17 protein-coding genes, 1 pseudogene and 1 riboswitch are annotated in these 14400 nt (G+C 32.8%); of the genes and pseudogenes, 4 read left to right on the top strand and 14 right to left on the bottom strand.

Features of this window, described 5'->3' with window-relative positions:
- The first annotated feature begins 250 nt into the window (after window positions 1–250).
- A complete protein-coding gene (locus AX762_RS09240) occupies window positions 251–802 on the top strand; it encodes a tyrosine-type recombinase/integrase (protein WP_071848851.1) in 552 nt (183 codons plus the stop codon).
- Window positions 803–1388: 586 nt separating this feature from the next.
- On the opposite strand, the gene AX762_RS09230 is transcribed toward AX762_RS09240, so the two are convergent.
- The 3 genes from AX762_RS09230 to AX762_RS09215 all read right to left on the bottom strand — a co-directional run bounded on the left by AX762_RS09230 (window position 1389) and on the right by AX762_RS09215 (window position 3732).
- The gene (locus AX762_RS09230; RefSeq protein WP_071848849.1) at window positions 1389–2069 is read right to left on the bottom strand and encodes a hypothetical protein; all 681 of its coding nucleotides are present in this window, start codon (window positions 2067–2069) and stop codon (window positions 1389–1391) included.
- Between the two features lie 495 nt (window positions 2070–2564).
- Window positions 2565–3140: a hypothetical protein gene (locus AX762_RS13415; RefSeq protein ID WP_071848847.1), complete on the bottom strand. Its 576-nt coding sequence runs from the start codon at window positions 3138–3140 to the stop codon at window positions 2565–2567.
- A 334-nt stretch (window positions 3141–3474) separates the two neighbouring features.
- Window positions 3475–3732, bottom strand: a complete 258-nt coding sequence (locus AX762_RS09215) for a hypothetical protein (protein WP_071848846.1) — start codon at window positions 3730–3732, stop codon at window positions 3475–3477.
- Window positions 3733–4812: 1080 nt separating this feature from the next.
- Here AX762_RS09215 and AX762_RS09205 point away from each other — a divergent pair.
- The 3 genes from AX762_RS09205 (at window position 4813) to AX762_RS09195 (ending at window position 5929) form a co-directional block, all read left to right on the top strand.
- Window positions 4813–5031, top strand: coding sequence for a hypothetical protein (locus AX762_RS09205; protein WP_071848844.1), 219 nt, complete (start codon window positions 4813–4815; stop codon window positions 5029–5031).
- 305 nt (window positions 5032–5336) lie between these two features.
- A complete protein-coding gene (locus AX762_RS09200) occupies window positions 5337–5651 on the top strand; it encodes a type II toxin-antitoxin system RelE/ParE family toxin (protein WP_071848843.1) in 315 nt (104 codons plus the stop codon).
- Window positions 5652–5653: 2 nt separating this feature from the next.
- Window positions 5654–5929 (top strand): helix-turn-helix domain-containing protein, encoded by a 276-nt coding sequence (locus AX762_RS09195; protein WP_177244080.1) that lies wholly within the window; start codon window positions 5654–5656, stop codon window positions 5927–5929.
- A gap of 110 nt (window positions 5930–6039) precedes the next feature.
- Here AX762_RS09195 and AX762_RS13015 read toward each other — a convergent pair whose 3' ends face one another.
- From AX762_RS13015 to AX762_RS09140, 11 genes and pseudogenes are all read right to left on the bottom strand, one after another.
- On the bottom strand, window positions 6040–6381 hold the full coding sequence (locus tag AX762_RS13015) for a tyrosine-type recombinase/integrase (protein WP_256244672.1): 342 nt from the start codon (window positions 6379–6381) through the stop codon (window positions 6040–6042).
- A 45-nt stretch (window positions 6382–6426) separates the two neighbouring features.
- Window positions 6427–6573, bottom strand: a complete 147-nt coding sequence (locus tag AX762_RS13010; RefSeq protein ID WP_218162501.1) for a hypothetical protein — start codon at window positions 6571–6573, stop codon at window positions 6427–6429.
- Between the two features lie 190 nt (window positions 6574–6763).
- Window positions 6764–6958, bottom strand: coding sequence for a hypothetical protein (locus tag AX762_RS09185; protein ID WP_071848841.1), 195 nt, complete (start codon window positions 6956–6958; stop codon window positions 6764–6766).
- Between the two features lie 115 nt (window positions 6959–7073).
- Window positions 7074–7934 carry a CPBP family intramembrane glutamic endopeptidase gene (locus AX762_RS09180; protein WP_071848840.1) on the bottom strand — a complete coding sequence of 287 codons (861 nt, stop codon included), beginning with the start codon at window positions 7932–7934 and terminating at the stop codon, window positions 7074–7076.
- Window positions 7935–7971: 37 nt separating this feature from the next.
- Window positions 7972–8601: a lipopolysaccharide assembly protein LapB gene (locus tag AX762_RS09175; protein ID WP_071848839.1), complete on the bottom strand. Its 630-nt coding sequence runs from the start codon at window positions 8599–8601 to the stop codon at window positions 7972–7974.
- A 22-nt stretch (window positions 8602–8623) separates the two neighbouring features.
- Complete coding sequence (locus AX762_RS09170) at window positions 8624–9241, bottom strand: hypothetical protein (protein ID WP_071848838.1); 618 nt, start codon at window positions 9239–9241, stop codon at window positions 8624–8626.
- A 28-nt stretch (window positions 9242–9269) separates the two neighbouring features.
- Window positions 9270–9779 carry a tyrosine-type recombinase/integrase gene (locus tag AX762_RS09165; protein ID WP_071848837.1) on the bottom strand — a complete coding sequence of 170 codons (510 nt, stop codon included), beginning with the start codon at window positions 9777–9779 and terminating at the stop codon, window positions 9270–9272.
- Window positions 9780–9970: 191 nt separating this feature from the next.
- A complete protein-coding gene (gene eno / locus AX762_RS09160; RefSeq protein ID WP_071848836.1) occupies window positions 9971–11230 on the bottom strand; it encodes a phosphopyruvate hydratase in 1260 nt (419 codons plus the stop codon).
- A 68-nt stretch (window positions 11231–11298) separates the two neighbouring features.
- A riboswitch (Fluoride riboswitch) is annotated at window positions 11299–11367 on the bottom strand.
- A gap of 83 nt (window positions 11368–11450) precedes the next feature.
- Window positions 11451–11744, bottom strand: a pseudogene (locus AX762_RS09155) (chloride channel protein); the annotation flags it as partial.
- A gap of 1011 nt (window positions 11745–12755) precedes the next feature.
- Window positions 12756–12935, bottom strand: coding sequence for a hypothetical protein (locus AX762_RS12815; RefSeq protein ID WP_071848834.1), 180 nt, complete (start codon window positions 12933–12935; stop codon window positions 12756–12758).
- 1 nt (window position 12936) lies between these two features.
- Window positions 12937–13275, bottom strand: coding sequence for a hypothetical protein (locus tag AX762_RS09140; RefSeq protein WP_071848833.1), 339 nt, complete (start codon window positions 13273–13275; stop codon window positions 12937–12939).
- Between the last annotated feature and the right edge of the window lie 1125 nt (window positions 13276–14400).

The following is a 14400-nucleotide window of genomic DNA, read 5'->3' as shown; positions in this document are numbered from 1 at the left end:
TTCAAGTTTAAGTTAGCCCGTTGATTTTAAAAATATATAAGCAATTTTGCTTGAGACAGTTTATTACTGATCCCTACTTTTGTTGTACAAGAAATAACATGAGTAGTTTAATACATGAAATGACATAAAAATCGTGTATCCGGAATCCCTTTACACAGGGGTTCTTTTTCTTTAGGGGTCCATAATACATGATTATGTGATATAATAAGTGTAATCATGTATCACTTTTGTGGAAGGAGAGCCGTTTAAAATGACGTACAATGTCCAACCCCTCCGTACTCAGCAAGAAATAAACGACTTTTTATTCTGTCTACGGCGTAATCAGCACGCCGAACGCGATGTGTTTCTGTTTTTGATCGGGATTAACAGCGGCTTACGCATGTCAGATATCGTTAAACTAAAGAAACAGGATATTTTGACATCAAAAAACCCTCGAATCGTGGAACAAAAGACGGGGAAAACACGCATACTCTATTTAGGGAGCCTTCAGGATCTCATCCAGGACTACACTAACCCCCTGGACCCGTCTGATTATCTCTTCCCCAGTAGCAAAGGCGGCCATTTAGAAGTCAATACGGTCTATCAAATGTTTCAGAAGGTGGCCAAGCTCTTAGGGCGAGACGATATTGGCACGCACACCCTGCGTAAGACGTTCGGGTATCACTATTATAAGAAAACAAAAGATGTGGCGACTCTTATGGAAATATTCGGGCATAGCAGTGAGAAAATCACCAAGCGCTATATCGGGATCAATGAAGATGAGATCAGTGAAACATTATTGAATTTCCGATTGGGTTTTTAACAGATTGGATCTGCTATATTTAAATTAATCCATTTAATCTGAGAGTAAGATAAACCAAAAGAAAAAGAACAAACAAGGACAGAGTGTATTTTAGACTCTGTCCTTGTCATATCAATTAATTCATCAGTTTTCGTTAATTTGACTTTCATAGAGTTGTGAAAAGCTAAATTTTTTGTCGTTGAGTTAAAACTTTCATTCTCTATTCTTAATTATATTAAATAGAAAAGATACAATAAAACTTAAACTAGATATAACCCAAAACCATAAAAGAAAGTTTCTATATTCTATAAAGCCATAATTATGGAAAACAAATGAACCCATTAACAAACAGGCAATTAAACATAAAATTACCTTCCTTTTAATTGTTATTCGTTTGTCTTTCATCCATGTAGGTAGGAAAAAACCAAGCGTAAAATAAGTTATGAACATCAATAAAAGATTCTGCACGGGGCTTAAAATAAACTGTAAAAAGAAAACAGTTAAAAATGATAAAGATAGCGAAAAAACCTTATTATACGACTTCTCTTCTTTCACGTACATCCCCCTTTCCGCATATGAAGATTATTATTTTTCATAGCACTTCAAATTACCAAACTCCTCTATAAGTTGTGCTCAAATATCTCCACCCGTAAAAATAAAAACCTCCTGAAGGGTGGAAAGGATCGGATGCCCACATGCGTGAACAAGAAAAATCAATACGTAAATATACTCTCTTACTAAAATTCCCATTCAGAATAGCAGAAAGAACAGTACCAGCTGCCATCTTAAGGGCACGTGTAGCCACTCTAAAACCTTTACTGGCAGAGATTAACCCAACCAGCTTAGCGGTTACTGCAGCAAGAGTAGCTGTTCCAGCTATTCCTGATGCGACTTGTCTAACAGTATAAGAAATATTTTGATAGGATGAGCCGTTACAGTAATTAGATTGAGTAGAAGTATTTGATAATAAATTAACCTCTGGAACATCAATATCTACAACTTCACCAGTTAGCTCAGAAGTCATACTTTGATCATTAACATCAAAAGAATAGTCATAAATAATTTCATTTTCAGAATTAATACCTTGAACTCTACTCTTACCATTATCAGCATACAATAAATATATTTTAATAGTATCGTTTAGTTCTTCATCATAAACGTCTAGAACAAAAGTATCTTCGTCTAAATGATTATCTAAACGGGCAGCGTGAGAAGCGGGAGCTAAGGCTGTGGCAATAAGTATTAAAAGGGATAAAATAATAGTTACTTTCTGAATGATTTTTGTCATTTTTTTCCCTTTGTTTTTTATTACAATGAAAATATTTATCTAAAAAACATACTTAGATTTTCTAATGTTTTTTCATCATTTTTTATATAAGTATTGTCAAAAGTGTCTTGTATTTCTCCATTTTTAATTTCTACCAAATATGGAACGTATTCTAGATTATATATATCAATACACTAGTGTTTCATACAACACTAGTGATATAAACTGAATCATCTTAATCCCCTAGAGCTTTATTTTTAAAAATAAAGCTCTAACCCTTTTTAATTAGAGTTCAAGCTTCACTTATGATTATATTAACTAATAAACACAGCAAATAAAGTGAAGAGTAATGCTACTGCTCCTATAATACCCAAAGGAATCAAAAATATTGGTTTTCTTGCCCAATCTACCATCCCTTTATTGTGTATATAAGTACTTACTATTAAGCCAACTAGCAATAATATTATAACTATTGTTGTGTTCTCATTTAAAAAATTTATCATGTCATTATCCTAACTATTGAGGTTTTATTGTGAACGTTTGAGTAAAATGTAAATCAGCAACAATTCCGCGGTTTGTTCTAGCGTTGTGACAATCGATTCTCTCTGACAAGTTATAAGCATATATGGCACCCAGGGTGTTCGGTGCTCCCTCTACTCCCAAGCCAAACACAGCCGCTCCAAATGCAGCAGCTGCATTTAAATGACCTGCAGCTCTTATATTCGCAGCCCATCCTCTAGCATTTGTTCTGGATTTATATCTTCTTCTTCCCCACCAAAAGTTTACGTCTTTATTAACATTAGCTTGAAGAGAGAAGCTATCGTCATTTTCGACTATCGATCCTTCACTCAAGACTACTAACAATCCTTCTTCATCAACACTTAAATTATTTTCAATAATTTCATAGACTTTAAGGTGAAGAGCTTGAAAGAAACTAAGTTTCTTATGGTATTTATCAAAGGAAAAAATCTTTTTTTGAATAGGGCTCGGTAAACAATCTAACTTAATTGAAGAAAACCATTTATTAAAAGCAGAATTTGTTTTATACTTATCTATGAGTTTGGTCCTTTTTATTGGTCTTGGATGAGTCATCTGAGTTCAGTATAAAGGACTTTTTTGTCTATTGGAATAATATAAACAAATTTATAAAACATATAATGTTTCATGCAACACTAGTGTAGTAATTCATAGAATATTTTTATAATTTAGTAAGTCCATTTCCAATTTGGATTTATTTTTTATTATATTACGTTTTATTTTGTTTTTTTCTTTATCTATTACGAGCTGTTGAGATTTACGTTGTTTATAAATCAAAGTATGCTTAATTTAATGGTGGTGCACATGATCAACTAACAATGGCGAAAGTAATTTATAGATTTTTTTTCATATGCCAACGTGGTGTAAAATTTATCCGCACTGATTTGTTCTAGTAAATATCGAGGAACCGTGAGCTGAACACTGCTATAAATAGAGAAAGAATCATATTTGACTCCGTTACGTCAATTAAGTCTTCGCCTGTCGTAAAATCAATCGAGATGGTAAACCGCACTTTACTATTAATATAATGCAGCTTCAAATCGTATTCATAATATTCAAACGCTTTTCGATATTCCTTTATACCAAATAACTCAAAGTAATTCGTATCTTGATCGGTTTGCGTGATAAAATTAGCGATCTCTTGCATTTTTTCTTGGTCCAAATATTAAATTTTATTTCTATGATATCTAAATCACGTGTTGAGCGTTTATCAAACCCTAACGTCGTTGATAGAACGTAGCATCTTTCAAAATTAAATGCTCTTTGTAGGACCACTCACTCAATTTAATCAAAAACTTTTCCATCACAAAGAAATCCGACAAGCCTTGTGATACCAATCTGTTGGTTGAAAGTATATTAAACTCATTTATACCTTAACAAATTGGACTAATGACTACGAATTTAATCGAAATATAAGTGTTGAAAACATGACATATATTGATAAAAGAACTATTATGCTCCCTACAACAATACTCACTACCCCAGAACTTTTGCTTTTTTCCTTAATTTTGTATCCTGCTGCTATAAGTATGATTCCTCCAATTAAGAAAAGAACTTCGAACATTAGAATAGGTCCATTCAATTCAATTGATCGTTGTATAAATTCCATAAAAAACACCTCTTACTCATTTTTTTAATCATATATGAAAACCAAATTATTTACTTAGACTTTACTCAATTGTTGCTAACCGTTATTATGTTTGTACTATTTTACTTTTTATTCAGAGAATAAGAAAGGCTCGATAAATAGTCGAGCCTTTATCGATCATTTTAATATGTCATATTTATCAAGAAAAATACGCTATTGCGGCGTTTAAATATACTCTAGCATATACACCTAATCTAGGTGAGTACCCATTTTCCTTTAAATAATAATCTCAATAACATAGATAAATCCTACTTAGTATGACTTACAAAAAATTAACATACGTATGATTAAAAAATATTAATTATAAATTTCACCCTCTTTATACTCTACCTGCTGATATTTTTTACTTCCGTTCACTATATGTAACTTTGATGTACGTACTTTACAATACTTAAAATAAAATACTTTTCCAAGTGTTGTTATCCTGAATAATTCATACTTTTCTTTGAAACGTGTACTAACTACCTAGCTGCAGGGCAAATCAACTTTCTATTTTTACCTATTAAGTGATAAAAAAGAATCCCAATCTGATATAGTTAACCTGTCGAAAATAATTATAAAAAAAGGAGTTAATATAATATGTCTAGAGAAAGAGAAGCAGAGAGAGAGAGAGATAGAAACAGAAGAAAATACTCCAATTATGGTGTTGGCTTTGGCTTCTTGAGTGGAACTTTACTTGCATTAATCTTACAATATTTTTTTGATATTCAATTTTATGTTGTAGGTCCTCCTTTTGGCACATTAATCGGGTTGATTATCGGCATTATAATAGCAAAAAACAAAAATAAGACTAAGTAATTTATCCAACATTAAAATGAAAACCTAGTTTGTCTTAAAGGTAAGTATGACAAACTCATAAAAAGAGTACAAAGATTGATACAGCAAGGCGCATCTCGCTTTTTTTAGCCGCGCCTTTTTTCATTCGATCTTTTGAGTTCGTCATAGTCATTGAAATCATTCCTTTATGCCTATCACATCCAAAATATAAATTCGTTGAAATTATATCATTTTTGGTATATTATAAAGACAGATTATAGGAATTAGGAGTCTTTTATGAAAAATATACCGTTCAGATCTACGAAGACATCAATGGAAATAGTCCGATGAAAGATTGGATCCGACAATTAAACGACCGGCCAACCAAAGAGAACAAATCGCTCTTAAAAAAAGTATACTATCAAATTGAACGATTGGAGTATGAGGGAACGTTTCTGGGTGCATCGATTACGAAAAAAATTGAGGGGAAAATATGGGAATTGCGCCCCGTACCTTACCGCGTATTCTTTGCAGTGCTAACAGGGAATGACATCCTTTTATTGCATCCCTTTCGTAAACAAACCCAGAGAACCCCGCAACGAGAGATTGATCAAGCCCAACGTAAATTAAATGACTGGCTCGAACGCCACGAGGAGGAATGACGATGAATTGGAATGAATTAAAACAAGAGATTACCAGCCTTTCAGAAGAAGAAAAAGAAATGATTGAATTAACCGCGCTATTAGCAAGTTATCGTAAAGAAAAGAAGATGACCCAAGAAGAGCTCGCTGAAAAAACCAATCTGACCCAAGCGCAAATTGCTCGGATCGAAAACTTTTCTCAGTCGCCTTCTCTTCGCACCCTTTCAAAAGTGGCCAGTGGATTGGACTTAAAAATTACTTTTGTCGATAAAAATACTCGTGAATTAATGAATCATTAAAACTCAAACAAAAAGATTGACTGAAATTTATTTTCAGTCAATCTTTTTTTAATAGAATCAAGGCTAATTATAAGTGTAAACTGCCCTTACTGCTCATTAATATCATCTTGTTAAATTCCTAAATAGCACTTCGTGATGGGCAAATTGCTGTGATTCAGGATGAGGGTCTCCATAATCAACGCCGGGTTAAACCCATTTTTCCAGGCATGATAGCCCCAGGTTTTCCGTAAACTATGCGTGCCAATATTATCTTTGATCCCGACCGCTTGTGCGGCCTCTTTCAGAATAACCAGCGCTTGTTGTCGCGAGAGGGGCTTCTGGTGGCCTTCACGCGATTGAAACAGGTAGTCCTCCAGGGGAACGGCCGGGAGTGCCGCCTGTAAGTCGCGCAGGGCTTTTTGACTCGGCTTGTTGAGGTGAATGCGCCGCTCTTTACCGGTTTTTTGTTCCACCAAGGTTAAGGGTTTAAATTGCTTGGATTCGTCCAGAACGTCCCCCTAGCGCACGTTTAACAGATCGGTAATGCGCAGCGCCACGTTGATCCCCACCACAAATAGGGCAGCGTCCCGTGGCGATTTGCCTTTCAAGTACGTTTTCATGGCCTGGATCTTCCTTGGATCCCGAATCGGATCGACATTTTTCATACGTTCGCCTGCTTTCCGTAGGTTTGTCATAAGGAAGGGTACCATAAAACCAGTTAACACAAACTGAAAACCGACAAAAAAACAACGCCCCGGGAACGTTGCAGTTAGCGGGGGTTGGGTTAAGAGGATGAGTTTGTCATATTTATAGTTAAGACAAACTCAATAATTATCATGTTTTCAAAAATTTATGTTATTTTGAATTAAATGCAGTACTCTTCCAGTTTTTAAAACCTAAGTAATATTGTGTAGGGATCACGCCTATGATCATTAAACCTAATGAAATCCCTTGAAAAATCCCTAAAAATAAATCTGGTGCATCAAAAAAATAGACCATGACTATGATTATAGATTGCATTAATAAGCCGATAACTAATTCTCTTCTCATTGATTATCCCTCCTCGTATAATAAGTTTGTAGTTAAGAACAATTCTTAACTACAAACTTATTATACGAGGAGGACATAGCAGTTAAGCAGCGTTTTTATATGTGAGTAAAATCAATCAGTTAACGACTTCTTGTTGTCTTTCTTTATTCCATTGGTATGGTGTTTTATCATTTAAATTTTTAACTTTAGTATAAGCAAAGTATGCAGCTACTGGGAGAATAATTAGAAATAATATTGTCCCAATATCAAATACCGCTTCAATACCCTTTCTAGAAGGCATTCCAACAGGCTGGACTAGAGTATAAGGGAAAAATAATACTATAAAGTTGATTAGATTATGAAAAGAGTGGAGTACAATAGGTATAATAATCTTCTTTGTTTTAATATAAACTAAACTATAAAAAATCCCACTTAAAAACTGTGGAATAAAGAAGCTATCTAAATGTAAAATTGAGAATATGAATGAGTTAAAAATAACTCCTATAATTAAACCCTTGCTGGCCCCTAACTTGTTCATCAGGTAGCCTCTAAAATATAGTTCTTCTGCGATAGGGGCAAATAGTACGGATATAGAAATAGCTAGAAGATTGTATACGGTTGTATGAAATTGTTCCGTATCAGGGGTTAATATGAAAAATTCATATACGTCAGAAATAATTATATTTGAAATACTAATAACTGTTACGTATCCAAAAATTATTAGACAAATAGAATACCCTCCCCATTTTAACCACGAACCATCCTTTAAATCAAAATTTCCTACTAAATACGACAATCTATGATGATTATCCTCCCGTGAAAATTGAGAACAAATCACAACACTAATTAATAAGTATATGATAATTTGAATATACAGACTTAAATACTCGCCATAATCTCCATTATTGGGTAATATTATAAAAAAGAAGACTAATATTATTAATGTTGCAATAGTGATTATAATTTTTCTAGTAATTCCTTTAATCTTAAAGTCCATTCATTAGCCTCTCTTTTCTATTTAGTCAGAATTCCCCTCATTGATTAGCGATATTACCCTTTGCTTTTTCTCTAACGACATTGAAAAATAGTTCATTACTTTCTATCAGTGAATTAGCTTTATCCGTTTCTCCATTACTTAAAAGTTTTTTATATTCGTTAGAAATAGTGTTGGCATTATTATAAAAATCATCAAACTCTGTTTCTCCCTCTTTAGTAAAATTATAAGCGTCTACTGATGAATTTAAATATTCTAAAAATTGTTCTTCATTGTCTTTCAAAAAGTGTATCTGTGCTAAATTAAATAAAGCTACACTATTATAATTATTGAATTTTAACAGTTCTTCAGATAATTTAATAGCTCTATCGTAATTTTCTAGATTAAGTTCTACTACTACTAACGGGTGCAAAATCTCTTCGTTACTAGTACTTTGTTTGTAGATGTCGTTTAAAATAACCTGAGCCTTATTATATTCATTTTGTGCAAGGTATCTCATTCCTAAAGTTTTTTTTGCGTTTAAGTCTTCAGGAGCTTCTTCAATATAATTTTCAATTGCAAGAGTTTTCTGTTCTTGGTTTTCGATTTTTTGATTTTCAAGTGAATTTAACCAAACGAGAGAAACTAATAAAATTGTTAACGTTGTTAAAGTTACAAATATTTTTTTCATAATTTTCTCCTAGTAATATTAATTAAGATCTTTGTTTAAATACAAAAATAAATTCTCCCATATAAAAAAATATAATAATAAAGATAATACTTGAAAGAGCAATTTGACCATTGATATAAATTACGTTTTCAAAATTTAAAAGATTATTACTTACAGTTGCTCCGTTAATAAAAGTAAATTTTTCTAAAAAATTTGGAATAGGAACGATTCTAAGTAATAGAAAAATTAAAAAGCTAAGAATAAAGGTAGTATTTTGCTTGAAGCCTATGGTATTAATTATTAAAGTCACAGAACCAATCGTAACGAAGTGTATAATCAACATAATCACTGTAAGAAAGAATACTCCTAAAATTGAGTACCATGAATAAAGACTCATTCCAATAAATTCTTCAGTATTGAGATCGGCAATGTAAGTATAAAGTAATAGTAATACATTTGCAGGTACAAATACCAGAGAGAAAGAAATAATACTGTATAAAAATTTTGCGAAAAAAATCTGGGTGTGTGAATAAATACTAGTTCTTAAATCATATATGGTTCCTTTTTCAAGTTCGTAACTTATAAAAAATGAGAAATGTAGAATAGTAATAACTGGAAATGCTAGATAACTATTGAAGTTTAAAACTTCTGAAAATAACATAGTTACAGAAGCATTTCTCCCGAATACATTATAAACTATTACTATTATAGCGTTTCGTAATTTTCTCACTGCTATGACCGAATATTTCCATGAGTGTGGCCACATCTTTTGTCTTCTTATAGCAATGGTACCCAAACGTCTTACGCAGCGTGTGCGTGCCAATATCGTCTCTGCCTAAGAGCTTAGCGACCTTTTGAAACATCTGGTAGATGGTATTCACTTCTAAATGCCCGCCCTTGCTGCTGGGGAAGAGATAATCGTCCGGGTCCAGGGTCTTAGTGTAGTCCTGAATCAGATCCTGAAGGCTCCCTAAATAGAGTATGCGTGTTTTCCCCGTCTTTTGTTCCACGATTCGGGGGTTTTTTGCGGTTAATAGGTCTTGTTTTTTCAATTTAACGATATCGGACATCCGTAAGCCACTGTTAATCCCGATCAAAAACAGAAACACATCGCGTTCGGCGTGCTGATTGCGTCGTAAACAGAATAAAAAGTCGTTAATTTCTTGCTGAGTACGGAGGGGTTGGACATTGTACGTCATTTTAAACGGCTCTCCTTCCACAAAAGCGATACATGATTACACTTACTATACCACATAATCATGTATTATGGACCCCTAAAGAAAAAGAACCCCGTTTTAAAAGGATTCTCTATACACGATTTTATAACATTTCATGTATTAATTAATTTTTAACATTTTGTCTAAAATTAAATGGTTTGGTACGAACTTCTTCAAATTTCAAAAGAAGACATCTTTGCTGATTTTCCTAATTCTTCCTCTATTCTTAAAAATTGATTGTACTTTTCGACTCTCTCCGATCGAGCAATTGAACCTGTTTTAATTTGCCCTGCATTCATTGCTACAGCAAAGTCTGCAATAAATGTATCTCCTGTCTCTCCTGATCTATGGGAAATCATAGTTGTATAATTATTTTTTCTAGCCATTTTAATCGCTTCAATTGATTCAGTAACTGTTCCAATTTGGTTTAATTTAATTAAGATAGAATTGGCTACACCCTTATTTATTCCTTCTTGGAAAATTTCTGGATTTGTTACAAAAATATCATCTCCTATTAATTGAATACGATCACCCATTAGCTCTGTCATTTTTTTAAATCCATCCCAATCATGTTCAGATAAACCATCTTCAATAGAAATAATAGGATATTTTTCAATAATACTTTGATAGTAGTTAATCATTTCATCTGAATTTAGTTTTTCCCCTTCAAAATGATAGACGCCATTAGAACTAAATTCACTAGCTGCAGGATCCATGGCAATTGCTATATCTTTACCAGGTATATATCCAGCTGTTTTAATTGCTTCGACTAGGAGACTAAGTGCTTCCTCAGTTGATTTTAGTCGGGGAGCAAATCCACCTTCATCTCCAACAGCTGTCTCTAAACCTTTGTCTTTTAAAATTTTTTTCAACGTGTGATAAGTGTCTGCGATCATCTCTAATCCTGTTCTGAATTTTGAAGTACCTATAGGAGTAATTAAAAATTCTTGTACGTCTATACCAGAGTCAGCGTGTTTCCCCCCATTAATAACATTAAAAAATGGCAATGGGATTTCTAAATCAACTCCTCCAAGATAACGATAGAGTGGAATGTTTAATGAATTAGCTGCCGCTCTAGCAACTGCCATAGATACTCCTAATATAGCATTAGCACCTAAGCGCTCTTTATTAGGTGTTCCGTCTGCTTTTATCATTAAACCATCTATAGCAGATTGATCAAATGGAGAATGATCTACTAAAAGATTGTTGATTTCGGTATTTACATTTTCTACTGCTGTTAATACTCCTTGTCCTTTTAGTCTTTCTCCCCCATCTCTTAACTCAACCGCTTCTTTCTCTCCAGTAGATGCGCCTGAAGGGACAGCTGCTCGTCCCCATGAACCATCGGTTAAATGGACATCTACTTCTACTGTTGGGTTACCACGCGAATCAAATATTTCCCTTGCTTTAATAAAATGAATAGTTGCTGACATACTTTTTCCTCCTTTATTTTTAAACAACAAAATGACGCCTACTTAAATAAACGCATGAAATTGCGTTTGTCTAAGTAGGCGTCATTAATCATATCTATTTATGATAGTTAAAGGCGAACACCATCGCCTATTTGTTATTTGTACAAAGAATAGCAATAAATAAAATTTTAAGCAATCAATAAGCAAATCGAGTTGTTTTATTTTAAAAGATGGGCTTTTGTCATGTATAAATCAAATGATTACCATTAAAAACATAAGAAATACAAACAGCGAAAAGAAAATAGGGTAAATAATTAAAGCCAAAAACTGCTGCTCCAATTAGTGCAGGTGCAATAATTGTATTTGTAGTAGAAGAAAAAACACTCGTATATCCTAATGCGGCTACAAACTCTACAGGCAAACCGAACAAAGGAGCCCTCCAAACGCTTAGACTAGCACCGATTGAAAAGACAGGTGTGACTTCTTCACCTTGGAAACCTGCTGCCAATGTTGGGATAGTTAAGTTAATGTAAAGTAATTGTTGCCATAGATAGTCGTTTAAGAAATCTAATTATAATTTTCGTTAGTAAAATTATAATCTTTTTTATCTAATTTTAGAGTATAGTGTCTAAAAATTTAGACGTTTTTTTAAATACTGTTATAAAATTAGGCAGACTTGAATTCACCTTAAGCGACTCCTTTTATCATGATTATAATTTTTTGTTTGACTAATGCATAGTGTTTAAGTGTTGCCAATCCAAACTCTTAAAGAATAGAGGAGCTAACATGATTGGAACTGAAAATGATCTACTGTTTACTATTTTTTTATTGTGATGACAATAATTGCATGCGCTTTATTATTTGGCTTTTTTCTATTAATTAATAATAGAAAAAAAGCCAATATTTTAATGGCTATCATAGATTTTGAACTTACGCGCTGCTTAGTAAGACTTTTTATGAGGTTTACTACTCTTGGAGTTATTGCATTAGTCATATACATTACTTTTATCATAATAACTTACTTCTCTTTTCGTAAGAAAAGTACTTCTTAATTCAAGAAAATTATAGATATCTGATTTTATAACATTTCATGTATCTGTAAATACAAAAGAAGAGGCATTTTCAAAAATATGTTTAAAAAACTAACTTATTCTACTAAAAAATTAATCGAATCTATATTTGATTTGATTTAATTTCTAGTATCGTAATTGCTTTATTACCTTAAAACTTTTTCTTAAAACAGGATACACCTAAAATAGAGGTTGCCACGCATTGAATTCTTGCGTTTTGCTAGTTATTAAGAGATAAAAAAACTCTTATTTTAACAAGGTTCTACATACACGACTTTATGTCAATTCATGTATTCTAAAATAAATCTCATTTTAAATAAATTGTAACACATGATGAAGTCAGTGTAATTATGAAATAAGAAAAGGCAATGTGAATACCTCTTTACGGTACAAAGCTTTTAAACACTGGAAGCATGTGCAAGAGGCACTCACATGAGAGAAGCAAATTTTGCCATTACATAGACTTTGTGGAAAATTTAGGTCAGGTATTTTTTTCTAATAAAAAATATTATCATACTCACAATTAAACCAACTGAAAAGCCTATAATAAGTCTTGGAAAAATATCTAAATTGTTAATTGGCAATAATTCTATAATAAACAGACTGACAAACGGCATTATTACTCCATATATCCACCACGTTGTTGTTTTTTTCATTTTATTGCAGATACACTCCTTTCACCCTAAGTCCTGTTCTAATCCCTAAAGCAGTACTTCTTATGTATGTCTGACCGGCTATACTTATACCATTAGTCGCTGACCCTATCATACCTACAGCCGATCCAAGAAACGCAGTTAACGCACCCGAGCTAGCACCAACACCACTTAAGGCAATAGTAAATTGGTCTTTTTCTTCTCTAGCTTGGTTAATTTCCTCTTTAGTAAGGTAATCTTCTACGTTATACCCGGTAGCTTCCATAGCATCGAAAATTTCTTGGTTTGAAATCTTGACTATTTTTTTATCCGAACTTTCAACACTTTCAGTTGGCGCGGACATAGTTAGTTGTTCTTGAGCACTAACATAACTAACTGCTGCTGGACTAAAAGTTGTTGCTAGTAAAGCACCACAAACTAATGCGATTCCTGATTTGACAATTTTTTTCGATAAAATAGTAAAAACACACTTCTCTAATTTAGTCTTATGTTTATAAGTATTATATAAGTTGGTCTTTTTATATCTCCCAACCCCCTCTCAAATTAAAATTAACACACACAAAAAAAATAGTATATCCTTTTCATTGATAAAATTATTTTTTTTGATTTCTCTGGGCAAAAAATTTGGTCTGCTTGGACACATTATGAATGATAGAAACGTACTTAAAAAAATAAGTTTCTCTCTTTTTTGACTAAAATTCCGAGAAAAAAAGCTCAGCAACAGCCGTTTATCGACACCTATTTCCATCTCATTTCATGTATTAATTTGGAATAATCGACAAAAAGAAGAGGACTATTCTATAACTTTTTAGATAAATAATGACCTAAATAAAAATAAAAAAGCAGCGATTAAATTATTTCTGATCGCTGCTTTTTTTTATTTTTCCGAAAAAAAAGAGCTGAAAAAAGGCCAAAAAACGTACACATTATGTGTACATAATGTACACATAAGTACACATTTGTACACAAATGTGCACATTGGAACGCTGTACCCCTTGATACATATAGGATTTTTGATATTTAAAAAAGCAGCGTTTTTTACGAATCTGACGTCGCTTTTTTTTTTTGAGATTCGTCAGGCACAGCCTGACACGTCAACGTTTTGGAGCAGCGCGAAAAAACGGACGACGTCGGAATCTCTTTATGCTCTTCCTAGAAACACCTAACTTTCAGTTTGTTTTTACGGCTGTTTTTAAATTTTCTTTTTTTCTTCGATTTCTTTTCAAATGAGTGAACCGAATTTTTAAAATTGCGAAGCGCTTTTTCACACAATAAACAAAAAGTAGTTGAAGCTGGATCAATCTAACTTCAACTACTTTTTGTTTTAAAGCACACGACGGAATTGTAAATACATGTGGGCGTTTAATTTTAACTTTGTGATTTCTTTTTTTTAAAATCGAAAAGTGTTTGATCCGATTTTTTTATTTAAACTAAATGTATAAAAAAATAGTCTAGGCGAGTGATTTAT

Source organism: Alkalibacterium sp. 20, from assembly GCF_001885615.1.
Lineage (GTDB): Bacteria > Bacillota > Bacilli > Lactobacillales > Carnobacteriaceae_A > Alkalibacterium.
Note: the sequence above shows the minus strand (reverse complement) of the source record. Positions and strands in the feature narration are given on the sequence as shown.